We start from the raw sequence: 24,646 nt of genomic DNA, 5'->3' as shown, positions 1-24,646 counted from the left end.
TGACAATGGTTAGAGGGCTATAATCAGAGCCATTTCAATATAAAAAAAGCCTTCTATGAGTGATTTCTCATGGAAGGCCTGCAAGAGATTTTTATAACTGCAGCATTATAGTGTAATTTGTCTATTCTCATGTAAAGATTTGTGACACGCTTCAAGCACTTTCATATTTTTCAGCATTGCTTCATTATCATAAATGGGTGTTTCTCCTGTTAGGACACATGTAGAAAGATGTTCAATCTGAAGTACATATTGATCACCAGAGAGCCTTTCCTCAGTCGTTTCACCATTCTGATTTGTCACAATGATACGACCATCCCCCTCTGTCACATCCGGGCGGAACGCAGCTGGGACATCAATTCTTCCTTTTGTTCCTATTATGGTATAGTGATTTTCGAAAGGCTGTTGAAAACTACAAGAAAAGCTTGCCGTAATGCCACCTTCGAAAGACAAGATTCCAGCAGCTGTTAGGTCGACACCAAACTCCGGTGGAATATGACCAGAAACATAGACTTGATTTGGTTCTTTCTCTAGAATATATTGACTTACATGAAGACAGTAACATCCTATATCAAAGAGACTTCCTCCGCCGAATTCCCGATTTAACCGAATGTTTTGTGCCTGAGCCTCTACATCCATAAAGAAAGAAAAAGCCGAACGCATGCTAGTAACTTCACCGATAGTTTCGCTTTCAATCAGTTCTTTTACTCTTTGATGTTGAGGATGAAATTGATACATAAATGCTTCCATAAAGACGACATTGTTTTGTTCACAAACTTCAATCATTGATTTTGTCTCTTTCTCCGTTAGAGACACTGGTTTCTCACATAAAATATGTTTTCCCTTTTCTGCGGCTTTTTTAACCCAGGTTGCATGCAAATGGTTGGGTAAAGGGATATAAACGGCTTGTATCTCTTGATCATCTAGCAACTCTTCATAACTGCCGTAGCGCTTAGGAATATCAAACAAATCGGCAAATTCTTCTGCTTTCTGTTTATTACTACTGCTTGCAACCGCCATAACTTCTGCATTTTCAGCTCTTAGTATCGCTGGAACAACGGCTTTTCTCGCTATTCCCGCCGTTCCTAAAATACCCCATTTCACAACATTGCTCATGATCTCTATCTCCTTTATTACTACAAGTTATTACCTACTTACATTCTCCCCTCACCAACGAGAACCCTTTTTTAAGTAGGTGTTTCTTCATACTTTGTTGTTTTTATGGGGTACGTGTTCTCCACATGTTCGTTCCATTGCGCTCCAGCCACTCGCTTTCCGCGGGGAGGTGCCGAGCCTCCTCGGCTACGCCAGAGGGGTCTCGGCCCTACCTCTTCATCCCACAGGAGTCGAGTGGCTTCCGCTCCATTTCACTATGAGAAAAAATTTTTTTCACCTCAACACTCTAGTCATTGCTCTAATAGAAAGGATCCTAAAAAGGATGGTTTTCAACCTTTTTAGGATCCTTTCTGATTAAAAGCTCAGAAAAATGGCTCCATAACCAAGTCCACCTATAATGACAAAAGCAGGGTGTACTTTCCATTTTTCCAACAATAAAAATCCGATAATAATTAAAAAGGCTGTATGCCAAATCCCAGCACCTATGTACGAACTTTCTAAAAAGCGATACGTGAGCACCCCTAAAAGGATCGCAATAGTTGGTCGCACAAGGGAAGTCATGTTTTTCACCTTTGGCGAGTCTTTAAATTTATATAATAATCCTAATAGGCCAATCATTAATACTAACGACGGAGCTACTGTTGCAAAAACTCCGACAAACGCCCCGAATGCGCCTCCAACTTCATACCCTATATATCCAGCCATTTTTGTTGCGATAGGACCAGGCAAAGCATTCCCTAAAGCAAGCACTTCACTAAATTCTTCTACAGTCATCCATTGATATTTCGCAACGACTTCATATTCTACTAATGGAATGGAAGCAGGTCCCCCACCATATCCAAGTATTCCAGGAATGAAGAACGCTAGAAAGATTTCCCAATAAATCATCTTAATTCACTCCTCTTTCCTTTGGCTTTTCCTCTTTTTTAAGCTTATTTGGTTTTAACAACGCATACGAAAGTAAAAGAGCAATAATAATTCCAGGGTGCACATGCACCATCTCAATTAATAAGAAACTAACCAAAAGCAGAGTGATACTCACTTTCCATCCAAGACCTTGATTAGACTTTTTAAAGAAGTCCCACGTCAGTACAGCCATCATCACGACAACAATTGGAATAACTCCTCTTGTCATTCCCGCAACCCATGGTTGGTCTTTAAACGTTGTTAGTGTCGTTAACAAAACGATCATCATTAAAATGGATGGAACAATAGAGGATAGCACAGCATTTATCATTCCAAAAACTCCAGCCACCCGATAGCCAATATAGCCAGCCATCTTTGTGTTAATGGGACCTGGCAATGTATTACCTAGTGCAAGAACATCACTAAATTCATCATCATTCATCCATTTAAACGTCTGGACAACCTCCTTGTGAACAAGCGGAATAGCTGAGGGACCACCACCGAACCCTAAAATACCCGATCTAAAAAAAGCAATAAAAAGATTTAAGTGGGTTTTCATTTGTAAACCTCCAACTCTCGTTTTATATCATCTTGTTGTAATTATAACAGTTTCACCGACCGAAACGAACGACTTTTTTGTAAAATTTTATTTTTTTGCTTTTTTGACGCTTCTTATATTTCTCTTTCTATTGTACTCCAACACGGTTTTTCTACCCTTTCAGCAAGAGAAATCCCCTATGACATTTAAGAAATAGGGGATGAGTGAACGAATTATAGACTTCGAATATGAGGTTCTTATGACGCACGTTTTTGAATTTCTGCGGTAGTACCCTGTTCCTTTTTTCTCTGCCTTAAGGTAAAGAAGATAGATCCGATAGCAAGCAAAAGGAATACTAACGAAATTGGACGTGTGAAGAACGTACTAATCTCAGGACTTATTTGAAATGCCCGAATAAGCTCCGCTTCTAACGTTGGTCCGAGAATTAAACCTAAAATAACTGGTCCTAAAGGAACATCCGCTTTCTCTAATAAGAACCCTACTAGCCCAAACACAAACACAACCCATATATCAAATGGGCGATTATTTAAAGCAAATGCCCCTACCGTACTTAAGACTAATATACTTGGGATTAGGATGGACTTTGGCACTAAAGTAATTCTGATTAACAAAGGAAGTAGCAACGTTTGAATAATTAACACAAAAATCGCACTACAAATAATAGCAACATAAATTGAATTGACTAAGACTGGCTGTTGTTGAAAAAGTCCTGGCCCTGGTGTAATACCATGTAAAATGAGAGCACCAATCATTACAGCTTGAGCAACATCACCAGGTATTCCCAACGTAATTGTAGGAATAAACGCCCCACCAGCAACGGCATTATTTGAACTTTCAGCTGCTACAATTCCACCAGGATGTCCTTTTCCAAAGTTCTCTTTTTCTTTTGATGATTTTTTTGCTCGATCATAACTTATGAAATTAGCTGATTCCGCACCTGCAGCTGGAAGCGCACCTATAAAACATCCAATTGTCGATGAACGAAACACGTTCCACTTCTCCTTATATACATCTTTTATAACTTGTAAGTAAGGAATTTTCACCTTCGACTTCAAAACGGCCTTATCTTTAGATGAATAAGCTTCTTTAATTTCCTCTACATTTTTAAACAATTGAGAAAAGGCAAATAAGCCAATTAGAACAGGAATGGCTGACAATCCACTTGAAAGGCTCGGATAGCCAAAATCAAATCTAATCTGTCCAGTTGGTGCTATTCCAACCGTACCAATCAGCAGCCCTATACAACCTGCGATTAATCCTTTGATTAAATTTGCTCCACTAAGCCCTGCAATTAATGTTAATGCAAACACAACTAACGCAAAGATTTCCCAAGGTCCGAAGTTCAAAGCAACTCTCGAAATAACAGGACCAAGCGCAAATAAAATAATAGCACCAATAATCGTTCCTAACACAGAGGAAACTATTCCAATTCCTAGCGCCCTTGAACCCTCTCCTCTTTTAGCCATCGGGAACCCATCAAAGATGGTAACAACAGAAGAAGGTGTGCCAGGAATCCCCAGTAATGTACCTGAAATTAAACCTCCCGATAATCCCCCTATATAAATACCAATCATCAAAGTTAATCCCGTAATAGGATCCATTCCAAATGTAAATGGAAAAGCTAGAATAATCGCCATTGTGAATGTAAATCCAGGAATAGCTCCTGCAATGATTCCAAAAAATACTCCAATCGCAAGGTAAAGTAATGTCAGGGGTTGAAAAACCTCTTGAACAGCTAGAAAAATCGATGTAACGTCCAAGCTCTCTCAACTCCTCTCTAAGGTAAATAAATATTTAGAAACTGTTGGAACACATATTGAATAGTAAATGGTAAAACTAAGGAAACAACTACGTTTGTTACTAAAAAGGCTTTGCGCCATGGTCTCAATATGCTAAATACAATAAGTAAAAAGAGCATTGTACTTATTAGAAACCCAATAATAGGCATAACTGAAATGTAAACATATAAAATAGCAATTAACGCTAACACACGCCAATGCTCTAATATATAACCTTTGATACGTTGAAATAAAAGAAGAATTGAGTGCTTTTCTTTAAAACTACTTATCAGTAAAACGATTGCCAATACTGTCATAATAAAAATAATTGCAGTCGGAAAAGAAGAAGGGGCAAACGTTTGCCCCACTGATTTGTCCGAAAAGCTTCTTGATTCAATAAACAGTACTATGGCAACTATTAATACTACTAGAGAAAATATTCTGTTTGCCAAATCTCTTCACCTCGGACTTTCTATAGCATTAAAATTGCATTTTCTCTGCTAAATCATCCATTCTATTGTTTAATTCTTCTAAATGTAATTCATACTCGGAAGTTGGCATAAAGTTCGGGAAGCTTCCTAGTTCTTCAATTTGCCTTTGAAGTTCGGGATCTTCTAAAGCCTTTTTGAAAGCATCATTAATGATTTCAATTCGATCTGCAGGTGTTCCCTTAGGAGCCAAAACCCCTCTATCAATCGTTACAGCAAAATCAATTCCTTGTTCAATTAATGTTGGTACTTCTGGTAAGAATGGGTTTCTTTCATCAAAAACCATTCCCAATGGAACCATTGAACCATCCTCGATGTATCCTTTACCTGAAGCATAGTCACCAGTCATTCCCTCTACTTGATTGGCTACTAAAGCCGCATACTGAGGACCGGTACCATCATAGTTCACATAGTTTAAGCTTCCAGGATCAACTCCAGCAGCGTCTAGCATCGCAGCAATTGTGTAATGATCTTCTGAACCTGTTGTAAAAGCCCATGTTACTTCATTTGGGTTTGCTTTTACATATTCAATAAAACTAGGAACATCTGTGACATTGTTCTCTTCACTGAACTTTTTGCTAACTGCTGGGATATGTGGTGTTGATGTCATTAGCATAATAGGATCGAATGCATCAAATCCATAATCTACAATTCCAGTATGGTAAGCAGTTGCTGCTACTTGATGAATTCCAAGAACTGTATAGCCGTCAGGTTCTGCATCTTTTACATGCCTTGAACCAACCGTCGCTGTTGCACCTGCCATATTAGTAGGTACAATCGTTTGACCTAAATGTTCTTCAGCATAACTTGCTACCAATCTAAACAAGACGTCCGTTCCTCCACCTGGCGGATACGGAATCACTAGTCTGACAGGCTTTGTTGGAAAATCGCCCCCAGCTACTATTTCGTTTTCAGACCCGGTTTCAGCACTTGTTTCATTACCTGTTGAAGAACTTCCACATGCCGCTAAAGAGAAAAGTAAACTTGCACTTACTGCAGCTGTTACCCATTTTCTAATCTTTTTCATCCGTATTCCCACTCCTTTTACATATGTTTACTCTCTCAAAAAGAAAGCATTTTCACACTTCGAAAACCATTAGTAAATATATTATTTGTTTTTTCTTTCTTTTTGTTAAAGTAATTAAACCAAATTTTCTATCAATTCAGCAAGCTTATTGTCAGAAAATGTCACACCGATTTTATAAAACCTATAAAATCCCCTTTTAAATCAAGAACTCACCCACACAAAAAAGAGAGGTTATTGTTAAAATACTTAACAATAACCTCTCTTTTTTAATAACCCAAGGCTGCTCCGTCACCTCTCGGGTCAGCTCCACCACATTTTATTCCGTCGTCGCCAATTAAAATGGCGCCAGCATGCCCCATCACATCTGTAAAGTCACCAACAATTTCTACATCATGACCTAACTCCTCTAAAGCTTGAATCGTTTCTTTTGGTATCCGTGATTCTACTTTCAAACTATTCGAGCTAGCTCCCCACGTTCGGCCATAAAGCCACCTTGGGGCTTCTATAGCAGCTTGAACATCAAATTGATAATCAAGAATCCTTGTTACCAGCGCTGCCTGCGTTTGAGGTTGACCTTCTCCCCCCATTGTTCCATACACAAGGTAAGGTGAGTCTCCTTTTAATAGCATAGCTGGGTTTAACGTGTGAAATGTTCTTTTGTTTGGTTGTAAGCAATTCACATCACTTGGCTCAAGCGAAAAGAAACTACCTCTATTTTGCAAAAGCACTCCTGTCCCCTTTGGAATGATACCCGATCCGAAGTCATGATAAATGCTTTGAATAAACGAGACCGCATTTCCTTCTTTATCAACGACACCAAACCAAACAGTATCTCCTTTAGGATCTAATTGTTTTTCCATCTCTTTTGATAATTGCTTATTGATTTGATTCGCTAGATCCATTCCATGTGATTTCGATAATAAATCATCTAGTGGAATATCAATAAAGTCTGGATCCGTCAACCATTTATCTCGATCTGCAAACGCTAGTTTCGTAGCTTCAATCAACAAATGATAATATTCCTTTGATCCTTCTTTCATCGTTGAGAGATCAAAGTTATTTAGTATATTTAAAATAGATAAGGAAGCCAAGCCTTGTGTATTCGGTGGTAAATTATAAGCGGTGTAGCCTTTATATTCAACACTAATGGCATCTACCCAGTTAGATTGATGATTTTTAAAATCAGTAAGAGTTAATACCCCACCATTCTCTTGAAGATCTTCTACTATTTTTTCAGCAATGACACCTTCATAAAAAACGTCGCTACCTTCTTCAGCAATTAACTCTAACGTTGTTGCTAGATCTGGCTGCTTCATTCGTTCGCCTTTTTTATAAGGTGAACCATCCGGTTTCAAAAATGTCCGACTGAACTCTTCAAAGCGCTGTAAATGGCGGAACTCGCTGTCTGCTTCATTCAAATTCACGTTAGTCCAATGTTCTTGACTCGGGGTAACCGGAAACCCTTCTTTTGCGTAATGAATAGCATCCTGCAATAACTCACCCCAGTTAAACGAACTAGTAAGGTGTTGTTTGGAATAGCGAAAAGCTTCATCCCAACCAGCCACAGCTCCTGGTACAGTATTAGCAGATAAATAGCCGCGAGCTGGGATTTTTTGAAAACCTAGCTCTTTGTAAAAGTCGATCGATGCATTTTCTCCTGATCGTCCACTACTATTTAGCGCTTCTACTTTTTTCGTTTTCGCGTTGTAGATGAGCCAAAAGTTGTCTCCTCCGATACTATTCATATGAGGATACACGACAGAGATGGTTGATGCAGCTGCAATCGCTGCTTCAATTGCATTTCCTCCATTTTGTAAGACCTTCATCCCTGCTTGTGAAGCTAAATAATGAGGAGCTGTGATCATTCCATTCGGCCCCATTGTTGTTGCACGATAAGCTTGATTTTGTTTATAGGTCATCATACCCCACTCCTCTGATTGTCTCATTTTCTTTTGTTAACTAGTTTCATTGTTTTTATGACCGAAAAGTATTAATTTTCTAAAATTATAAACCAAAAGTAATCAATTTATCAATCAATAATTCCGTTTTTCAATTTATATAAATGCTATCTTCGCATACTTTGTTGTTTTTATAAGGTGCGTGTTCTCCTCATGTTCGTTCCATTGCGCTCCAGCCACTCGCACCCGCAAGGAGGTGCCGAGCCACCACGGCTGCGCCTGTAGGGTCTCGCCCCTACCTCTTTCTTATAGTTGATGAAAATTAAACTTCAGACTGTAGACAAAAGGCCTTTTTTACGCTATTTCTCCTATTATTTTTGATCGTTGAAGAGTAGGGAATTTCTATCTTTCCTCTCAACAAAGCGGACGGGATGGGAGGGCCGACTCCTGCAGGAGGGAAGGGCAAGTTGAAATCCACCGGCGCAGCCGGTTAGTTCAACGCCCGCCTGCGGAAAGCGTGCCCCCCATCCCGGGAGCGGGTCGAAGCTCCTTTTTCAAGTCCTACAACCTAAATAAAAAAGGGAGAATTTTCTCCCTTTTCTCACGAGCGTTGACACATCTCGTAATAATAGCCCTTTTTCTTTATTAGGGCTTCATGATTTCCCTTTTCAAAGAGCTGTCCATTTTTTAATACGAGAATTTGATCGGCTTGTTTTACTGTATTTAAGCGATGAGCAATGACAAAACTTGTACGGCCTTTCATTAACCTTTGTAATGCCTCTTGTATTTTGATTTCTGTAATCGTATCAATGCTACTTGTTGCTTCATCTAAGATTAATAACGATGGATTTGCGAGCATCACTCGCGAGATGGACAATAGTTGTTTTTGTCCTTGGCTAATGCCACTCCCATCTTGGTCTAATACGGTATCATAGCCGTTTGGCAAACTAGAAATAAAAGTATGGGCATTCGCCTGTTTAGCTGCTTCTTCTACTTCATCGTCACTAGCTTCTAAACGCCCATATCTTATGTTTTCTCTAATCGTTCCTTGAAACAGATGGGTATCTTGAAGAACAAACCCTAGATGACGACGCAAACTCTCATTTTTAATGTTTTTTATATTTTGCCCGTCAATGGAAATCACCCCACTGACTGGCTCATAAAACTTTGTCAGTAAATTAATAATGGTCGTCTTCCCTGCACCCGTTGGCCCAATTAAAGCGACGGTTTCCCCCTCAGTGATGGTAAAACTCACGTTCGAGATCGTAGTTTGATTTTTTTCATAAGAGAACGAGACATCTTCAAACGTAACGTCCCCTCTGACTTCAGGTAAATCATGAGCATCATGGGCATCACGTTCTTCTTCCTCATCCATTACTTCAAATACTCGCTCTGCCCCAGCCACAGCGGACAATAATGTATTGAATTGGTTGGCAAGATCATTCAGCGGTCGCGTAAACTGCCTAGAGTATTCAGCAAAGATCACAATAACACCAATGGTTATCATATTATTAAAGGCTAATATCGCCCCAATACCAGCAATAAGAGCAAAGCTCAAATTATTTAATACATTCATCAACTTTGGAATAAATCCGGAGTAGGTTTGCGCCCAAAATCCCGCTCCTTTTAGACTTTCACTTTTCCCCATGAAAGTAGAAACCACATGCTCTTCCTTAGAGAAAGCTTTTATGATTTTTTGTCCTGCAATCGTTTCTTCAATGTATCCATTGACTTCACCTAGATGCTTTTGCTGCTCTTTAAAGAACAGACTCGTTCGTCGTGTAATCCACTTCATTCCTATTACCATAAGTGGAACAACAGCTACCGTAATAAGAGTTAAGAGAGGACTTAAATAAATCATGACCGCAATAATTCCTATAAACATAAGGATACTTGAGAAAATTTGGATGACTGAGCTATTTAGAGTCGTACTGACATTTTCCATATCATTGGTCAATCGACTCATCAATTCTCCATGTTGACGTTTATCTAGGTAAGAAATCGGCAACTTTTGTAACTGTTTAAATAACTGCATTCTAATAGCGTAAACGGTCTTTTGAGCAATACCAACCATCCAAAAATTTTGTAACCAAATGCTTAGTGAATAAAAGATATAAATAAAAAGGAGAAAAATCAGTAATTGTAGCAAACCACTTACATTATGATGAACGATGAATTCATCAATCGCCATTCCGACTAAAAAAGGACCTAGCAAACTTAACATAGAACTAAGCACAATCATAAGAACAACGAGAAAGAAATATATTTTATGTACGGAAAGGTATGACCATATGCGTTTTATGGTACTCTTCCAGTCTTTTGGTTTTGATTTGACCTTTCCGTTTGTTCGTTGTTCAGACGTTGTGACAGTCGGTAATGGAATTTTTTTATAACGAAATGGTCTCGTCAGTTGGTTAAACATCTTGGAACGCCTCCTCCCTCTGTTGAGACCTGAGGATCAGCTGATACAACTCTGATTTTTCTTTCAATTGATCATGATGTCCTTTTCCAACGATTTCACCTTCATCTAGTAAAATAATGTTATCTGCTTTCTTCGCCGAACTAATTTTTTGCGTAATGATGAGTGTTGTGCACGAATAATGTTTCAGAGCTTCTAAAAATCGTTGTTCCGTTTTTACATCTAGTGCACTTGTACAATCATCTAAAAGCAAAAATGCTGGTTTACGTACTAACGCTCTCGCAATTGAGAGCCTCTGCTTCTGCCCACCAGATAAATTGACCCCTTTTTGTCCGATTCTCGTTTCATATCGATCGGGGAGTTCATCAATTAGGTCATGAATTTGTGCCGCCTTCGCTGCTTCTATGATTTCATTCATCGATGCTTCGCCATTGCCCCATTGAATGTTTTCTTTGATCGTACCTGAAAACAAGAAAACTTCTTGAGGCACATACCCAATTTGTTGACGCAATTGATTGGAATTCATGCCTTCGATGTTGAAGTTATCGACTACTATTTCTCCATCGCTTGGTTCATATAATTTTGGAATGAGTTGAAATAAAGTTGATTTCCCTGAACCTGTCGCTCCTAAAATAGCAAGCACTTCCCCTTCTGCAACTTTAAAAGAGACATCTTTTAACACTTCCGTCTTTTTGTTTGGATACGTAAATGTTACACCCTTAAACTCTAATGACCCTTTTACAACCGGAGAGATTTCAGCTTCACTTTTAGGCTCATCCCCTTCTTGTAAAACATCAGAGATTCGTTCTGCCGATGCTTTAAATCTCGAGAAAACAATTATAATCATCGAAAACACACTTAACGCAGATGTAATACGAGTTGCATAATTAACGATAGCAACCACTTCACCTACTTGTGCTCCACCTGAATTTACTTCAAAGCTACCAAACCATAAAATCGCCATAATGCCGACATTCATCAAAAACAACAAAGCAGGCATAGCCACTTCCATTAATCGTAGAGCAGATACCGTTTGATCCATAAGAGCTTTATTGCTTTTCTTAAATCTTTTATTTTCATGTTTGTAACGGACATATACTTTTACTAATCTCATCGCTGTAAGATTCTCACGCATAACGTGATTAACACGATCAAGCTTTGCTTGTACACGGCTAAAAAGAGCTCCCCCTTTTTTCATCATCCAGATTAAAAACAACATAATAATGGGGATAGCCACAATTAATATAAGAGCAAGCTTTACATTAATAAATAACGCCATCAACGCTCCACCAACGATCAATAAAGGAGCGCGTAGCATAATACGCAAACTCATAAAAATAGTATTTTGAACTTGAGTCACATCATTGGTTAATCTCGTGATTAAAGATGATGCTTCAAATTTTTGTAGCTGCGAAAAGGAAAACAATTGAACTTTCCTATACAGCCCTGAACGAATATCAAAACCGGAACTTTGACTTACATGAGCAGCATAAAACGAATTCACCACTCCTGCCACAAAAGCGAACAAGGACAAAACTACCATCAAACTCCCCCACCGTATAATGACAGAGACATCTTCTTGCATAATGCCATCATCAATAATTTTTGCGAGCAAGAACGGATGAAACAGCTCAACAAATAGCTCAATTAACATGAGGATTAATGCAATAGCAACTGGGAGCTTATATGGTTTTAAAAATTGAAGAACGGTTAACATATGACTTCCCCCAACTTTATTTTCGTAGTGCGAAACAACGAAGTCATTATAGCACTTTTTCCCACATTCGTTTAACTTTTTTGAATTGTTAGACTAAAAAAGACGCAAATAGCCCAGATCCTGTATTTTTAGACCTGAGCTACTCTTCACGTATGTATCGGCAAACTAATTTGCACTTCTGTTCCCTTTCCTTCCTCACTCTCAATAGTAATCTTTCCACCATGCTCCTCGATGATATGATTGCTGATCATCAATCCAAGCCCTGTTCCGTTTTCCTTTGTTGAAAAGAATCGCTTTCCTATATTCACCATCTTCTCTTTTGGAATCCCTTTGCCTTGGTCTATAACGGACACATAGACAAAGTTACCTTCAACGTGAACACGGATAATAATAGTACCTTCTTGTTTCATCGCTTCAATGGCATTTCTGAATACGTTAATAAACACTTGCTTTAATTTATTCTCGTCACACTTAACATTGATCTTCTTAAGTTCGTCAGCCATTTCTACCTTCATTTCAATGTTGTATATGATCGCTTGCGTATTTGTTAATGTGACGACAGTATGTATGATTTCAGATAGACTTTGTTCTTTTATCGTTAATTCTTTTGGTTTCCCTAAAATAAGCAATTCACTAACAATCAGATTAATTCGATCAATTTCTGACAACATGATTTTTGTATAGGAAGGAGAAGGAGAACGTCCATCAGAGCTATCCATTAATTGCAAAAATCCCTTTAAACTCGTAATCGGATTGCGAATTTCATGAGCAATGCCTGCAGCAAGTTGGCCAATCCCAGAAAGTTGTTCAGCTTGTTGAAGTTTTAATTCCTTTTCCTTTTGTTCTGTAATATCCTTCAAAAGGAAAAAGTAACGCTCTCCTTGGCAATCGCTAAGCCCTATTTTTGTTAATTCTACGTCAATGACCTTGCCTTTCAAACTTGTAATTTTCGTCACAGTCGTTTCATTATGCACTAATGTTTCCAACTCTCCTTCATTCATGAACATGAAGGCTGAGATGTTCTTTCCTATCACTTCTTCACTTTGGCCCTCAAACATTTCTAGAGCTGCATCATTTACATCAAATACGTTCTCATTCTCAACAACAATGACTGGCAAAGGTAATTGATCGACAATTCCTCCGGCGTTGCTTGGAAACTTTTTTTGGTCATCGTTTTTTGAGAAAAAGATAAAAGAAAACAATACAACACTTATTAATCCTATTTCAAAATAAAGATTCTCAACAAAATACAAAATGAAATAGATAACCAAACTCACCGGCAAGACTTTTTTTATTGTTTGAATTATTTTCCTACTCATATTTCCTCCTTCTTCAAACAAAAAAGACCTAACTCCCCATAGTTGGTAGAAGTTAGGCCATGCAAGACTTTTTAATCCTCACATTTACCTGTTTTTATGACAAAATGAATACCATAATGGATTTATCTCCATGTAGATCCCAATCAATAAAAATATCTCGTACATCTTTCGAGAGAATTTCAGCAAATTTGCCGTAACGATGAAAATACATTTTTTCCAATTCATCTTTGGTTAACACCAATTCTTTTTCATAACCCCTAGTTATCAATGCTTTTTCAATCGGTATTAAAATCCCTTCTCTTTTGACAAGAAGTACTTTATCTGATAACGATGTTGTTTCAATGTTGTCAGGGACTTTTTGAACCAGCGCACTAATCCGAGCAATTTCTTTTTCAAATTCTTGCAAATAAGTAACATTAGCTGATGGATTGTTATTACATATTTCCTCCTCAAACACAAGCATAATTACTCCTGTGTTGTTAGGGTAATTCCAATCATGATAATACTCTGCGACATCAACTTTCAACGATACTTGAACGACTCCTTTGAGCTCATCTAGTACATTGGCAATAATCAAAGTCCTTGCATTGTCAACATCATGCGATTTTCCTTGTTGAAGAAGAACCTCTTCCATCGGTGAAATAAAACCGCGAATATGTAACAGGAAAAAGCGCCCTGAGAGTGTTCCTGTGCAGGATTCAGGACCTCTTCCAAATTTTCTTCTAAGTAACTTGCTAGTGTAACTACTAATATGATTGACCTGATCTTGAAACTCTGTCATGACATCCCTCTTTCGAAGGGAACCGTAATCAATGTCTATAAAACATCAACCATACTCATTATACCACAACTTGTCTCTTTACGAACAATTCTTCTAATTGCGGTCCATTACGTCCCCTTGCTTTATTGGTACTGTTATAAATACGATAATGCTTTTATCTAACTCAAAATCCCAATCTACAAACGAATCAACGACTTCCCTGCCAAGTATCGTATGAAAATGACTACTGTTATGCAGAAAATTCTTTTCTAAATTTCGTTTTACTCTTTTTAGAAGTTCTTCATTTCCTAGTCGGATTAACTCTTTTTCTATTCGGACCAATATCCCGTTTCGGACATTAACAATCGTTCTCGGATTGAGTTCACACGAATAAATTTCTTCAGGTGCTTTTTCTGCTTGTTTACTAATATCAATAATTTCTTGATTAAACGCATCCTTGCCTATGAAATCTTCAACGATCGATTCTTTCGTGGTAAACGGCTCCCTGCTTACACAAACAATGACACCAGACTTATTATGAAGCCCCCAATCATAATAAACTTCGCGTATTTTTCTTTTCGTAACTAATTCCAAATACGCTTTAAATTCAGGTACTATCGATTTCATCAATTTATCACGAATTTGCTGAACATCCATAACCTGATCCTGTTCCATCAAAATTTTCTCTGATGGAGTAATAAACTTCCTAAGATAAATCGTAATAAACGTATATCCAATCGAAACAAAAACAGATTCAGGACCTTTCCCAAAGTTATCTCGCAGTAAACGACCTGTATAGCCACCGATTTCCTGTTGAAGTTCTTTTTCTGCAAATTCCAAAATAAAACGCTCCTATCCCAGACCATCTGAGCATATTATTGGCTTTTTCATATGAAATTAAACTTCTATTTTCCCGTTAACCTTAACTCATCATTTCAAGTAAAAGCTGTCGTCCATAATCAATTAAATATTTTAAAGTCGTCACCTGTTCGACTGTAACATTCTCTTCAAATGAACCTTTTGTTATAAGTAATTGTAATTGGGTAAACAACGTACTTTGTTTACCGATTCGTTTAACCACTTGCGCACCAAATTCAATTATTCCAGCTTCATCATCTATTTTTTCAGCCTGCATATTAGTAAGTAGATGCAAATTGGCTTTTTTCTCTGTCATGATTTCATTTAAAGAGAAATCTAAATCAGCCTCAATCGTCTCTCTTGTAGAAACAAGGATGTTATCGATCTCTTCAATTACTTTTGACAACTCTTGTTTCTTTTCATCTAATTTATCCAAAATATGTAAGCTGAATTTATATTCATAAGCTGAATAATTTAAATGTTTAATTAAATCTTCTACATTCGCCATACGTATTTTCCCCTCAGTTATCAGAATATTCTAAATTAAAAATAAAATAAAAAAACCAAAACAGAAAATGGTATCTCTTATTTCTGCTTTGGCTTATGTTTAGCTATTTTTTCTAACCATTTCTACCAATTTTATATTCTTATTGTTAGTCTATCGTCTCTACCGTTCAAAAGAAAAGCGTCTTATTCTTCTCTTCTATATTTTAAAATAATTATACTTGTTTTTGATAAACTTGTAAATTTATTTACCAAAAATCATAATATAACTCTTATTATTTTCATAATCCCATGTGATGAAAAGCTCACTAATTTTCTGATCAAGTACTAGTTCAAATTCCTGGTGATACAGTTCAAAATTTTTACGGATCTCCTGTGCTCGTTCTAATAACAAATGATCATATTTATTTTCAAATAAAAGACTTTCCACTTTTATTAAAACATCGTAGCATTCGAGAATAAAAACATTTGATTTTTTTGTTAGCAGCGCTACATTCGCTGGACTTTTATGCACTTTTCCACTTACCTTTTTCACTTTTTCGATCAAGGAGATATCACATGATGTATTTGTAGGAAAATATTTATCTGTAACGTTTGTAGTCTCAAACATGATTACCCCGACATTTTTCTCATAATTCCAATCATATAAGGGTTTCGTTAATTGTAAGTTCGTCAGCGTTTCTATTTCAGGCTTCACTTCTTCAATGATTGCACTTATTAAAGCAGCTCTAAATTGTAAAGCGAGCTGTAATTCATTTTTCTTATACAGTACCTCCTCAGCTGGTGTAATAAAATTTTGGAATTTAACAAGAATGAGGTTATTCTCTAAAAAAACCGTACATAATTCAGGCCCTTTCCCAAAATTCCTCTTCATCACTTTGCTAATATAACTACTTAAATAAGTTAATTCTTGTTGCTGACTACTTTCTTTAAGCATTACTAACTCCCCCTCATCCGAACAAAAATCCATAAAAATACAAAAATGACCTAACTTCACAAAAAAGTGAGAAGTTAGGCCATGAATAAGACTTCTATACTATGTATATATTCTTTCATTTACCATTCATATTTTTTTCGCAATTCAATTTATACATTAATTAATATATAATCACTGCCAGCTAGACAATAATCATTTAAAATCCTACCATAAAATTAACGTATATTCAATTGTTATCATAGACTTCCTTTTAATTTAAATTTGGTAAACGAAGAATGTCTTCTAACACACTTTGAACCTTCATTCCACTTTGAAAATCAATTAAAAATGCCTCTTGTCCATGAATGGCCTTTGTTAGTTCATTTATAATAGTTGTTTCACTTGCTTTCATCTCACTTAATGAAACGGTTTCTAAATCCTCGTTTTTAAAAGCTCGTTTTAACACGCGCCAATCTTCTAAAGCAATCGTTTGCTCTGTTCCATGAATCGTAAATAAAATCTTCTCTTCTTCCGCCCCAACAAGTCCGTCTACGACAACATCAATTCCTGATTTCAGCGTTAATGTTGCCGATAATCCAATCTCACTTTCTACCTCATTAGGAGGGAACTCTATTTCCCCTTTTACTTTCTCTATCTCGCCGAATAAGGAAAAAACCAACTGAAGGTAATGAGGCATAATTTCACGAACAAACCCACCTTGCTCTCTTGTATTGATCCATGGCGTTTGCTGCCAGACTCGCGGCCATTTTTCAAAATGCATCTTCAAGCTGATCTGTTTAACCGTACCAAAGGATGGATCCTTAATCGCTTCTTTCATAGTAGCAATCGCACTTTGATATGGAAGTGGAAAATGCATCGCATGAACGACACCTACTTCTTCAGCTTTTTTATTCATCATTTCTGCTTCCGTACCAGAGTTAGCTAATGGCTTCTCACACAACACGTGCTTCTTCTGTTCTAAAGCAGCCATGACCACTTCAAAATGAAAAGCAGGTGGCACTGCAATATAGATTAACTGAATATCCTGATGTGATACTACCTCTTGATAGTTAGTCGTATAAAAATCAATTTCATACTCAACTGCAGTTTGTTTTAGCAATTCCTTGTTTTGGTCACACAAAGCTGCAACTTCTATATTTGGTGACTCATGAAATTGGTCGAGTAATCTCTTTCCGACTACCCCTAGACCTACAATACCCACTTTAATGTTACTCAAAACATTCACCTTCTTTTTTTCTTCTCATTCACGAATAGTTTCCCGTTTATCATACATTTTTTTACTAGAAATGCAAAAAAGAGAGGGTTTTATTTGTAATCCCCCTCCCTTCTCTTATTTTTGAACCACTACATTGGTTAATGTTTCAAACCCAGAAATTTTACACTCCACTACATCATCTTGATTAATTACGGTTGCTCCAGGTGTGCCTGTCATAATAATATCTCCTGGTAACAAAGTAGTTACATGAGACAAAAACGAGACAATATAGGCAGGAGAACAAATCATATTTTCGACTTTATTTTCAAAATGTACGTTCCCATTTAACGCTGTTGTTACTTGTAAGCTAGCAATATCTTGTACTTCATCTTTTGTAAGAAGAACCGGACCAAAACTAAAGAATGTATCAAAACTTTTCGCTCGTTGAATAAAGCGAGGATTTTCAGCATGAATATCAGCAGCCGTTACATCTGTTGCAATGGTATACCCGGCAACCACATCTTGCACTTCGTCCTCCGAGATATTTTTGCATTTCTTTCCTATAATTATTGCTAATTCCGCTTCAGCTGTCGTTCTTTTTGATTGCGGCGGGATTTCAATCACATCGCCCTCACCTATAATGCTTGTATCAGGCTTCATAAAAAAGACAGGATCGGACTCTTCTAGTCCACCTAACTCTGACCTAACTGCCACATAATTCATTCCGATTCCCCAAATCTTACGGGGAGTGCGATACAAAGGAGCGTACTCCATTTCCGCTCTGGAAAGAGACGGAAATTTCGTTAGAAGCTCTTCTCCTTCTCTATCATACCAGCTTTTTATTTGTTCAAATTGACCCGACTCTAATAAGCCCATGATCGTTTCAGACCAATTTGTCTGGCTCACTTTATTAATCTCTTCAATTAATACAACTCTCTCTTCTGTCACAATTGCGGCAACTTCCTTGTTACCTCTTTTTACAGTAGCTAGCCTCATTTATATCACCTATCATCTAGTTATTATCACTATATTCCAACATCCACTGAAGTAACCGCCTATCTTGGTTAAGGCCTGCAATAAATGAAAGTGCAACAGGCAATCCATTTTTCCCTTTGATCGGAATCGTCACTTGAGGAAGTCCCGCTATGCCAGCAATACAAGACAATTGCATCGTCTGTGATCTACGCTGTTCGATCTCTTCACCAGACAAATGACAAAGAGGTGCGTACCCAGGGGTCGTTGGAATGATCAACAGTCTGTCATCTCCCAACATATCTGCCATCTTTTGAGCAATCTTGTGTTTTAATGCTAGTTCTTTTGGCCGATCTTCTTTGTTTAATGTACTTGCCCAGGCAAATCTAGCTTCAATATCAGAACCAAATGAAGGTTTTACGTCCGTTATCCACTCCCCGTGAGTTTCCCATATCTCGAGACCTTGAAGTATTCGAAAACAACTAGCCCACCTTTGTAACCCTTCTTCTGCAACGGTGATCCACTCAGATGCAAGCTCAACTTGTTGAACGTAAGGCAAAAGGGCGTTCTTGCTGTCATCATCAGCTAGCTCCCAAGCATCTTTGCCCAGCAAACACGACGTAAATGGTTTCTCTACCGAAACACTGCTATCGCCTAGTAACTGTTCCCCTACTTCAACTAACAACTCTATGTTCGGTGTCATCCATCCGACCGTATCGAAACTCTTAGCAAGCGGGATTACTCCGTCGATTGGTACGAGTCCATGAGTTGGACGAAATCCATATACTCCGCAATAAGCGGAAGGAATCCGAACCGATCCACCAGTATCTGTACCAAGGGCAAAGTCAACGAGATTCGCCGATACAGCAACGGCCGATCCGCTTGAAGATCCACCCGGAATATGACCCTCTGCTTTTGGATTCACCGGGGTCCCGTAATGAGCATTCTCCCCATTTAAGCTATACATAAGTTCATCGGTAATCGTCGTTCCTTTTAAGGTAGCTCCTTGTCGTAACAAAAGATCTACAGCTGATGCATTGCTTTTTGCAGGTTGATGTGTACGAAGCCAGTCGGGATTACCAGCGCTAGATGTAATCCCTTCTAGATCAAACACATCTTTCACAGCAAATGTTCGACCAGAGAGGTTTCCGGATTTTATCGGTTTTATCGTCACCTTTTCATCAACAAACGCATTATAATGATTCGTCATTACAAGACCCTCCCTCTTAACTCACGACACGGTTTTCAATTCGCTCCTTGTTTTGGTAAACATCTAGAGCTGCTTGTACTCCTTCTCCTACGTTCACTTTCCCTTTATGACGCAAAAGGACGGCTTCTAATGAGGCAAGAGTAAGCAACACATTACGTTGCTGACAACTATAGCCCATCGTCCCAATTCTCCAAATCTTTCCGTGTAACGGTCCAAATGAACTTGCTATTTCAATTCCAAACTCATCAAGAAGCATCGAGCGAACAGAATCCCCATCTATGCCCTCAGGAATATTGACACATGTTACAGTCGGCAATTTATGGTCATTGTCTCCGAATAAAGTAAGACCCATCGCTTCAATACCTTTTACTAATGCATGTTCATTTAAGCGATGACGCTTATAACGTTCCTCTAATCCTTCTTCTAGAATCAGACGTAACCCTTCATACAACCCGTACAACATCGTTGTCGCTTCCGTATGATGATTTAGTCTTGCTGGGCTCCAATAATCTTGTAATTGACTTAAATCTAAGTAATTGCTATGAATCTTTCTTTTATTATTGGCTGACTGTAAGTCTGATACTAGTCCTTTTTCAATAGACTTTCGATCTTGTAAAATCGCTTCAATACGGTCATTGTACGTGAGTGGTGCCATTCCCGATGGAACAGATAAACACTTTTGTGTACCCGTAATCAGTCCATCGATCTTCCATTCATCTGTTTTCACTTCCGTTCCTCCAACAGTAGCCACTGCATCTACAATAAGCAAAACATCTTGTTCACGACACGCATGCCCGATTTCTTCTAGTGGCTGCATTCTCCCCGTTGATGTATCTCCATGAACCATTGCTACCACTTTTGGTCGAACTTTTTCCATTTCAGCAATCACATCTTTAGGATCAAATACACTTCCCCATTCACAATGAATAAGATGGATTTCTGCCCCACAGCGATCTGCGATTTCTGTTAGCAAACCACCGAATCGTCCAAACGAAGGAATGAGAACTTTATCTCCTTCCTCAAGGACACTACAAAGCATCGCCTCGATTCCTGCTCTTGATGTTCCATCGACAGGAAAGGCCCAATGGTTATCTGTTTGTAACACTTTTCTTAGTTGAACCATCGTTTCATTCATTAAAGATGTAAAACTAGGATCGAACTGTCCTAAAATGGATGACGACATCGCTTGTAATACTCTTGGATCAACTTCTACCGGCCCTGGTGTCATAATGGTTCTAGCTGGAACGTGCAATCTATTTGATAATGGCATTTTTCTCTTCCCCCATGTAATCGAGATTATTTTGCTAATTTACGTAACGCTTGTAATAATACGTGTGTACCCTTCACACAATCTTCTTTCTCCGTCCACTCTTTCGGGTTATGGCTAATGCCGTCTTTTGATCTAACGAAAATCATCCCCATCTCCGTAATTTTCGTCATCATAAGCGAGTCATGACCCGCGCCACATGGTAATTTCATCGTTGGAATATCTAGTTCCTTACAAGACTCTTCAAGTAAATCGACAATCGTACTGGAACAAACTGCTGGATCAACTGACTTTTTCAATTCAATTACAGGTTCAATCAACCTTTTTTTACTTATTTCCTCTATAGATGCTGTAACTTCATTAACCATTTTCGTGCGCAACTCTATATCTCCATGTCGTAAATCAATTGAAAAAATTGCCTTCCCTGGAATAATGTTCACACCACCAGGCTCTACTTTTAACTTCCCTACTGTACCTACTCCTTGATATTTCGTTGCGATACGCTCTACTTCAAGCATCACTTCTGCCATTGCAAGGGAAGCATCTCTTCTCATATTCATTGGAGTGGCACCTGCATGGTCTGGATGACTGTTTAGCGTCACTTCGACCCATACAGGACCTTGAATATTCGTAACGACCCCTACTGCTAATTCGTTCTCCTCAAGAACTTTTCCTTGTTCAATATGCATTTCGACATAAGCTTTTATTTCTTCCGGCTTCCTTATTGCCTGCTTATATAGGGTTGGATCAAATCCAGCTTGATGAAGGGCCTCAGCGTAAGTAATTCCATTTGCATCTGTTAAACTAAGAGTTGCCTCATCTAAATATCCAGTCATTGCTTTGCTTCCAATATACCCAGTTCCAAATCTTGTTCCTTCTTCATCTGTAAACGATACAACTTCAATTGAATGAGTCAGTTGGATCCCCGATTCTTTAATCGAGCGAACAGCTTCAATCGCTCCTAGCACACCTAGTGTCCCATCAAACACTCCACCTTGCAAAACTGTATCAACATGAGAACCAGTCATCACAATAGGAGCATTAGGGTCAGTTCCTTCTAATTTCCCGATAATGTTACCTACTTCATCGACGCGAACATCTAAGCCCGCTTCCTCCATTAACGAAATCACATAATGCCTTGCCTCTAAATCTTCCAAACTAAGGGAAAGCCTCGTTACCCCTTCTTCAGCGATGTTTGTACCAGATCCGATCTCACTTAATTCTTTTATTGTTTTCCATAATCGTTGTTGATTTATTTGATTAATAGCTAGCATCGTTTCAAACCCCTTCCTGTTGTATCCTCAGCTTCTAATTGCTTTTATTTTAGAGAACGAAAGAGCAATAGTCATTGTTCAAAGTATCTAAAATATGTATGATTTTTTATACGAAATAACTAATGTTTTAAAAAGGTTTTTCGTTAACCTACAGAATAAAAGGCTCCTATGAGTTTTTCGAATGGAAGATAATGTTCCGCTCATTTTTTCATTACGCTGTTTTCGGAAATATTGTTGTAATGAAATGGTTTTTTCTCATAGTGAAATGGAGCGGAAGCCACTCGACTCCTGCGGGAATGCAGAGGTAGGGGCGAGACCCCTCTGGCGTAGCCGAGGAGGCTCGGCACCTCCCCGCGGAAAGCGAGTGGCTGAAGCGCAATGGAACGAACATGGCGAGAACACGTATCCCATAAAAAACAACAAAGTATGCGGAAACAGCCTTTCATAGAAAAAGGCCTCCATCGGTTGGAGACCTTTGGCCCTTCTTAATGCGAAGGTAAAAATTCAGTTGTAAAGATGTCATTAGCCTCAAACGTTTCTTCTAGCAAACCTAATTCGTGTAATTGATCAATAAGCAATTGCCAACGCTCTTCAGACATATATCCAAACCCGTGTTCTTCGGCATCCCCGCCATAAACAAATTCAGCTTGTGCATCGGTTTCGAACTCTAAATCTTCAAGAGCAAGATCTGGATTCGCTTCGTGAATAGCTTCATTAATTTCGTAAGGTGCATCTTTATAATAATTCCATCCATCAACAAACGACGTCACAAAGTTCTGAACGGTCTCTTCATTATTTTCAATAAAATCTTTCGTCGCAAACAACACAACATTATAAGGGTCAAACCCTGACTCAGAAACGAGAATGGTTTCGGTCTTTACCCCTTCCTTATCTAAGAAAAATGGCTCTGACGTGACAAACGCTTGACTGACAGATTGTGGGTCTTCAATGAAGTTAACGTGTTGACCCGTATAACCCATTTCCGTTACTCCACTTAAATCATACTTGCTCGTTAAGAAATCCCAATACGGAATACCCGGTTGAATATAGGCTGTTCTTCCATTCATATCTTCAAATTCAGAGATTGCTTCTCCTTCATGAAACATTAACGCAGCAGGACTGTTTTGCATCGCTGTTGCTAACGTAACGAGTTCAATCCCTTCATTTCTAGCAATGACAATTTGATCAGCATGAGCTAAGCCAAATTGCGCATTACCTGAAGCAACAATTTGAATAGAGGACACTTGAGGTCCACCAGCTTCTACCTCTACTTCTAAGCTATTCTCTGTAAAAATCCCTTGCTCAAGTGCTGCAAAAACTCCACCATGCTGACTTTTTGGAAACCAGTTTAAGACAAGCTTGACTGATTCAGCTCCTGCTGATCCCTCTCCAGAACTCTCTCCTGCAGATTCTTGACCACCACATGCAGCAAGCAAAAAGAGCGCCAACACCGCCATCACAAACAATTTAACATTGAAAACTTTCTTCATAACATAACCCCTCTCTTATAGAAACCTTCTATGTTTATACTTGTAAGCTAATCACTCCTAACTACCTCTATACGTGCTATACCCTCCTGGAGCAATTAGTAGAGGAACATGATAGTGATCTTCTTCATCGGAAATGACAAATTGAATCGGGACAACTTCTAAAAAAGGAGAATTCTGTTTTCCTCCATTTTCACGAAAGTAATCTCCAGCATGAAATTGAAGCTGGTATGTACCTCTTTTCAACTCATCTCCCTCTAGTAGAGGAGCATTTACTCTACCATCATCATTTGTTTTCGCATCTGCCATTTTCATTAGTTGCTTCTCTTCATTCAATTTAAATAGTTCGATTGCAACCTTTTTAGCAGGTTTTCCCGTGCTAATATCGAGCACATGAGTCGTAAGTTGGCCGACCTTTTTTTCTTCAATTAAATCGTCCAACCTGAATTTAGCTATTTTACTTACCTGTTCAAGTGCGGTTACTAATTCTTCTTCATAATCATTATGAATGCGTTGTTTCATCAAGTTCTTAATAGAATCTTTTTCATGACCTTTTACAGCTAAAATGAAAGGAAAACCAAATTTAGCTGTATAATCCTTATTTAACATTGAAAATTCAGTGAATTCCTCTTCTGATAATTGACTTAACCCGGCATTCTTTTGTTCATCTCTAGATGAATCAGAAACCTCTAGTCTAGTACCTAAGTCTGGATGCGCTCGTAGCAATGACAGTTTCAAAGACTCATTCGCTTCCATCATCTCCTCAATCATGCACTGATACATATGATCAAGGCTTTTAAACGGATGATGCTTCCATGATTTATCTGCGACCCAAGGGGAATGTTCAAACACCCCTCCCACGACTGCAATGAATTCAGATTCATTCATTTTATTAACCTTTTCCATTGTGATTCTCATTGTCATCACCTACTCTTCTCTCTTTTTCCAAGACTGTTTT

21 protein-coding genes are annotated in these 24,646 nt (G+C 38.3%); all 21 read right to left on the bottom strand.

Annotated elements, in window-relative coordinates; genetic code table 11:
* Positions 1-105: 105 nt before the first annotated feature.
* The 21 genes from N0O92_RS11745 to uraD all read right to left on the bottom strand — a co-directional run bounded on the left by N0O92_RS11745 (position 106) and on the right by uraD (position 24,612).
* Entirely contained in the window at positions 106-1,113 is a 1,008-nt protein-coding gene (locus tag N0O92_RS11745) for a Gfo/Idh/MocA family protein (RefSeq protein ID WP_315614849.1), read from the bottom strand.
* Positions 1,114-1,467: 354 nt separating this feature from the next.
* Complete coding sequence (locus N0O92_RS11740; RefSeq protein WP_315614848.1) at positions 1,468-2,001, bottom strand: chromate transporter; 534 nt, start codon at positions 1,999-2,001, stop codon at positions 1,468-1,470.
* A 1-nt stretch (position 2,002) separates the two neighbouring features.
* Positions 2,003-2,578, bottom strand: a complete 576-nt coding sequence (locus N0O92_RS11735) for a chromate transporter (protein ID WP_315614847.1) — start codon at positions 2,576-2,578, stop codon at positions 2,003-2,005.
* A 236-nt stretch (positions 2,579-2,814) separates the two neighbouring features.
* Positions 2,815-4,338 carry a tripartite tricarboxylate transporter permease gene (locus tag N0O92_RS11730; protein WP_315614846.1) on the bottom strand — a complete coding sequence of 508 codons (1,524 nt, stop codon included), beginning with the start codon at positions 4,336-4,338 and terminating at the stop codon, positions 2,815-2,817.
* 17 nt (positions 4,339-4,355) lie between these two features.
* A complete protein-coding gene (locus N0O92_RS11725; protein WP_315614845.1) occupies positions 4,356-4,808 on the bottom strand; it encodes a tripartite tricarboxylate transporter TctB family protein in 453 nt (150 codons plus the stop codon).
* A gap of 28 nt (positions 4,809-4,836) precedes the next feature.
* Entirely contained in the window at positions 4,837-5,871 is a 1,035-nt protein-coding gene (locus N0O92_RS11720; protein ID WP_315614844.1) for a Bug family tripartite tricarboxylate transporter substrate binding protein, read from the bottom strand.
* Between the two features lie 266 nt (positions 5,872-6,137).
* A complete protein-coding gene (ggt, locus tag N0O92_RS11715; protein WP_315614843.1) occupies positions 6,138-7,790 on the bottom strand; it encodes a gamma-glutamyltransferase in 1,653 nt (550 codons plus the stop codon).
* 580 nt (positions 7,791-8,370) lie between these two features.
* A complete protein-coding gene (locus N0O92_RS11710) occupies positions 8,371-10,191 on the bottom strand; it encodes an ABC transporter ATP-binding protein (protein ID WP_315614842.1) in 1,821 nt (606 codons plus the stop codon).
* Positions 10,184-11,905: an ABC transporter ATP-binding protein gene (locus N0O92_RS11705; protein WP_315614841.1), complete on the bottom strand. Its 1,722-nt coding sequence runs from the start codon at positions 11,903-11,905 to the stop codon at positions 10,184-10,186. The genes N0O92_RS11710 and N0O92_RS11705 overlap by 8 nt, the downstream gene beginning before the upstream one ends.
* A gap of 146 nt (positions 11,906-12,051) precedes the next feature.
* Positions 12,052-13,224 carry an ATP-binding protein gene (locus tag N0O92_RS11700; protein ID WP_315614840.1) on the bottom strand — a complete coding sequence of 391 codons (1,173 nt, stop codon included), beginning with the start codon at positions 13,222-13,224 and terminating at the stop codon, positions 12,052-12,054.
* A gap of 94 nt (positions 13,225-13,318) precedes the next feature.
* Positions 13,319-14,005: a Na-translocating system protein MpsC family protein gene (locus N0O92_RS11695; protein ID WP_315614839.1), complete on the bottom strand. Its 687-nt coding sequence runs from the start codon at positions 14,003-14,005 to the stop codon at positions 13,319-13,321.
* A gap of 93 nt (positions 14,006-14,098) precedes the next feature.
* Entirely contained in the window at positions 14,099-14,824 is a 726-nt protein-coding gene (locus N0O92_RS11690) for a Na-translocating system protein MpsC family protein (protein ID WP_315614838.1), read from the bottom strand.
* 82 nt (positions 14,825-14,906) lie between these two features.
* Entirely contained in the window at positions 14,907-15,350 is a 444-nt protein-coding gene (locus N0O92_RS11685) for a hypothetical protein (protein ID WP_315614837.1), read from the bottom strand.
* 240 nt (positions 15,351-15,590) lie between these two features.
* Positions 15,591-16,283 carry a Na-translocating system protein MpsC family protein gene (locus tag N0O92_RS11680; RefSeq protein WP_315614836.1) on the bottom strand — a complete coding sequence of 231 codons (693 nt, stop codon included), beginning with the start codon at positions 16,281-16,283 and terminating at the stop codon, positions 15,591-15,593.
* 250 nt (positions 16,284-16,533) lie between these two features.
* Complete coding sequence (locus tag N0O92_RS11675; protein WP_315614835.1) at positions 16,534-17,499, bottom strand: Gfo/Idh/MocA family protein; 966 nt, start codon at positions 17,497-17,499, stop codon at positions 16,534-16,536.
* Positions 17,500-17,613: 114 nt separating this feature from the next.
* Positions 17,614-18,474, bottom strand: coding sequence for a fumarylacetoacetate hydrolase family protein (locus tag N0O92_RS11670; RefSeq protein ID WP_315614834.1), 861 nt, complete (start codon positions 18,472-18,474; stop codon positions 17,614-17,616).
* 16 nt (positions 18,475-18,490) lie between these two features.
* A complete protein-coding gene (locus N0O92_RS11665; RefSeq protein WP_315614833.1) occupies positions 18,491-19,660 on the bottom strand; it encodes an amidase in 1,170 nt (389 codons plus the stop codon).
* A 16-nt stretch (positions 19,661-19,676) separates the two neighbouring features.
* Positions 19,677-20,930, bottom strand: coding sequence for a pyridoxal-phosphate-dependent aminotransferase family protein (locus N0O92_RS11660; RefSeq protein ID WP_315614832.1), 1,254 nt, complete (start codon positions 20,928-20,930; stop codon positions 19,677-19,679).
* A gap of 26 nt (positions 20,931-20,956) precedes the next feature.
* Entirely contained in the window at positions 20,957-22,201 is a 1,245-nt protein-coding gene (locus N0O92_RS11655) for a Zn-dependent hydrolase (protein ID WP_315614831.1), read from the bottom strand.
* A gap of 485 nt (positions 22,202-22,686) precedes the next feature.
* On the bottom strand, positions 22,687-23,691 hold the full coding sequence (locus N0O92_RS11650) for an ABC transporter substrate-binding protein (protein ID WP_315614830.1): 1,005 nt from the start codon (positions 23,689-23,691) through the stop codon (positions 22,687-22,689).
* A 57-nt stretch (positions 23,692-23,748) separates the two neighbouring features.
* Positions 23,749-24,612: a 2-oxo-4-hydroxy-4-carboxy-5-ureidoimidazoline decarboxylase gene (gene uraD, locus N0O92_RS23890; protein WP_315614829.1), complete on the bottom strand. Its 864-nt coding sequence runs from the start codon at positions 24,610-24,612 to the stop codon at positions 23,749-23,751.
* Positions 24,613-24,646: the final 34 nt, after the last annotated feature.

It is taken from the genome of Alkalihalobacillus sp. MEB130 (assembly GCF_032335535.1).
In the GTDB taxonomy this organism is placed as follows: Bacteria; Bacillota; Bacilli; order Bacillales; family Bacillaceae_D; genus Halalkalibacter.
Note: the sequence above shows the minus strand (reverse complement) of the source record. Positions and strands in the feature narration are given on the sequence as shown.

What these genes read in the sequence shown, in the direction of transcription:
- uraD (WP_315614829.1), bottom strand. Translation starts at nt 24,612, where the DNA reads ATGACAATGAGAATCACAATGGAAAAGGTTAATAAAATGAATGAATCT.
- N0O92_RS11665 (WP_315614833.1), bottom strand. Translation starts at nt 19,660, where the DNA reads ATGACGAATCATTATAATGCGTTTGTTGATGAAAAGGTGACGATAAAA.
- N0O92_RS11670 (WP_315614834.1), bottom strand. Translation starts at nt 18,474, where the DNA reads ATGAGGCTAGCTACTGTAAAAAGAGGTAACAAGGAAGTTGCCGCAATT.
- N0O92_RS11650 (WP_315614830.1), bottom strand. Translation starts at nt 23,691, where the DNA reads ATGAAGAAAGTTTTCAATGTTAAATTGTTTGTGATGGCGGTGTTGGCG.
- N0O92_RS11735 (WP_315614847.1), bottom strand. Translation starts at nt 2,578, where the DNA reads ATGAAAACCCACTTAAATCTTTTTATTGCTTTTTTTAGATCGGGTATT.
- N0O92_RS11720 (WP_315614844.1), bottom strand. Translation starts at nt 5,871, where the DNA reads ATGAAAAAGATTAGAAAATGGGTAACAGCTGCAGTAAGTGCAAGTTTA.
- N0O92_RS11745 (WP_315614849.1), bottom strand. Translation starts at nt 1,113, where the DNA reads ATGAGCAATGTTGTGAAATGGGGTATTTTAGGAACGGCGGGAATAGCG.
- N0O92_RS11660 (WP_315614832.1), bottom strand. Translation starts at nt 20,930, where the DNA reads ATGCCATTATCAAATAGATTGCACGTTCCAGCTAGAACCATTATGACA.
- N0O92_RS11695 (WP_315614839.1), bottom strand. Translation starts at nt 14,005, where the DNA reads ATGACAGAGTTTCAAGATCAGGTCAATCATATTAGTAGTTACACTAGC.
- N0O92_RS11705 (WP_315614841.1), bottom strand. Translation starts at nt 11,905, where the DNA reads ATGTTAACCGTTCTTCAATTTTTAAAACCATATAAGCTCCCAGTTGCT.
- N0O92_RS11710 (WP_315614842.1), bottom strand. Translation starts at nt 10,191, where the DNA reads ATGTTTAACCAACTGACGAGACCATTTCGTTATAAAAAAATTCCATTA.
- N0O92_RS11680 (WP_315614836.1), bottom strand. Translation starts at nt 16,283, where the DNA reads ATGCTTAAAGAAAGTAGTCAGCAACAAGAATTAACTTATTTAAGTAGT.
- ggt (WP_315614843.1), bottom strand. Translation starts at nt 7,790, where the DNA reads ATGACCTATAAACAAAATCAAGCTTATCGTGCAACAACAATGGGGCCG.
- N0O92_RS11740 (WP_315614848.1), bottom strand. Translation starts at nt 2,001, where the DNA reads ATGATTTATTGGGAAATCTTTCTAGCGTTCTTCATTCCTGGAATACTT.
- N0O92_RS11685 (WP_315614837.1), bottom strand. Translation starts at nt 15,350, where the DNA reads ATGGCGAATGTAGAAGATTTAATTAAACATTTAAATTATTCAGCTTAT.
- N0O92_RS11655 (WP_315614831.1), bottom strand. Translation starts at nt 22,201, where the DNA reads ATGCTAGCTATTAATCAAATAAATCAACAACGATTATGGAAAACAATA.
- N0O92_RS11700 (WP_315614840.1), bottom strand. Translation starts at nt 13,224, where the DNA reads ATGAGTAGGAAAATAATTCAAACAATAAAAAAAGTCTTGCCGGTGAGT.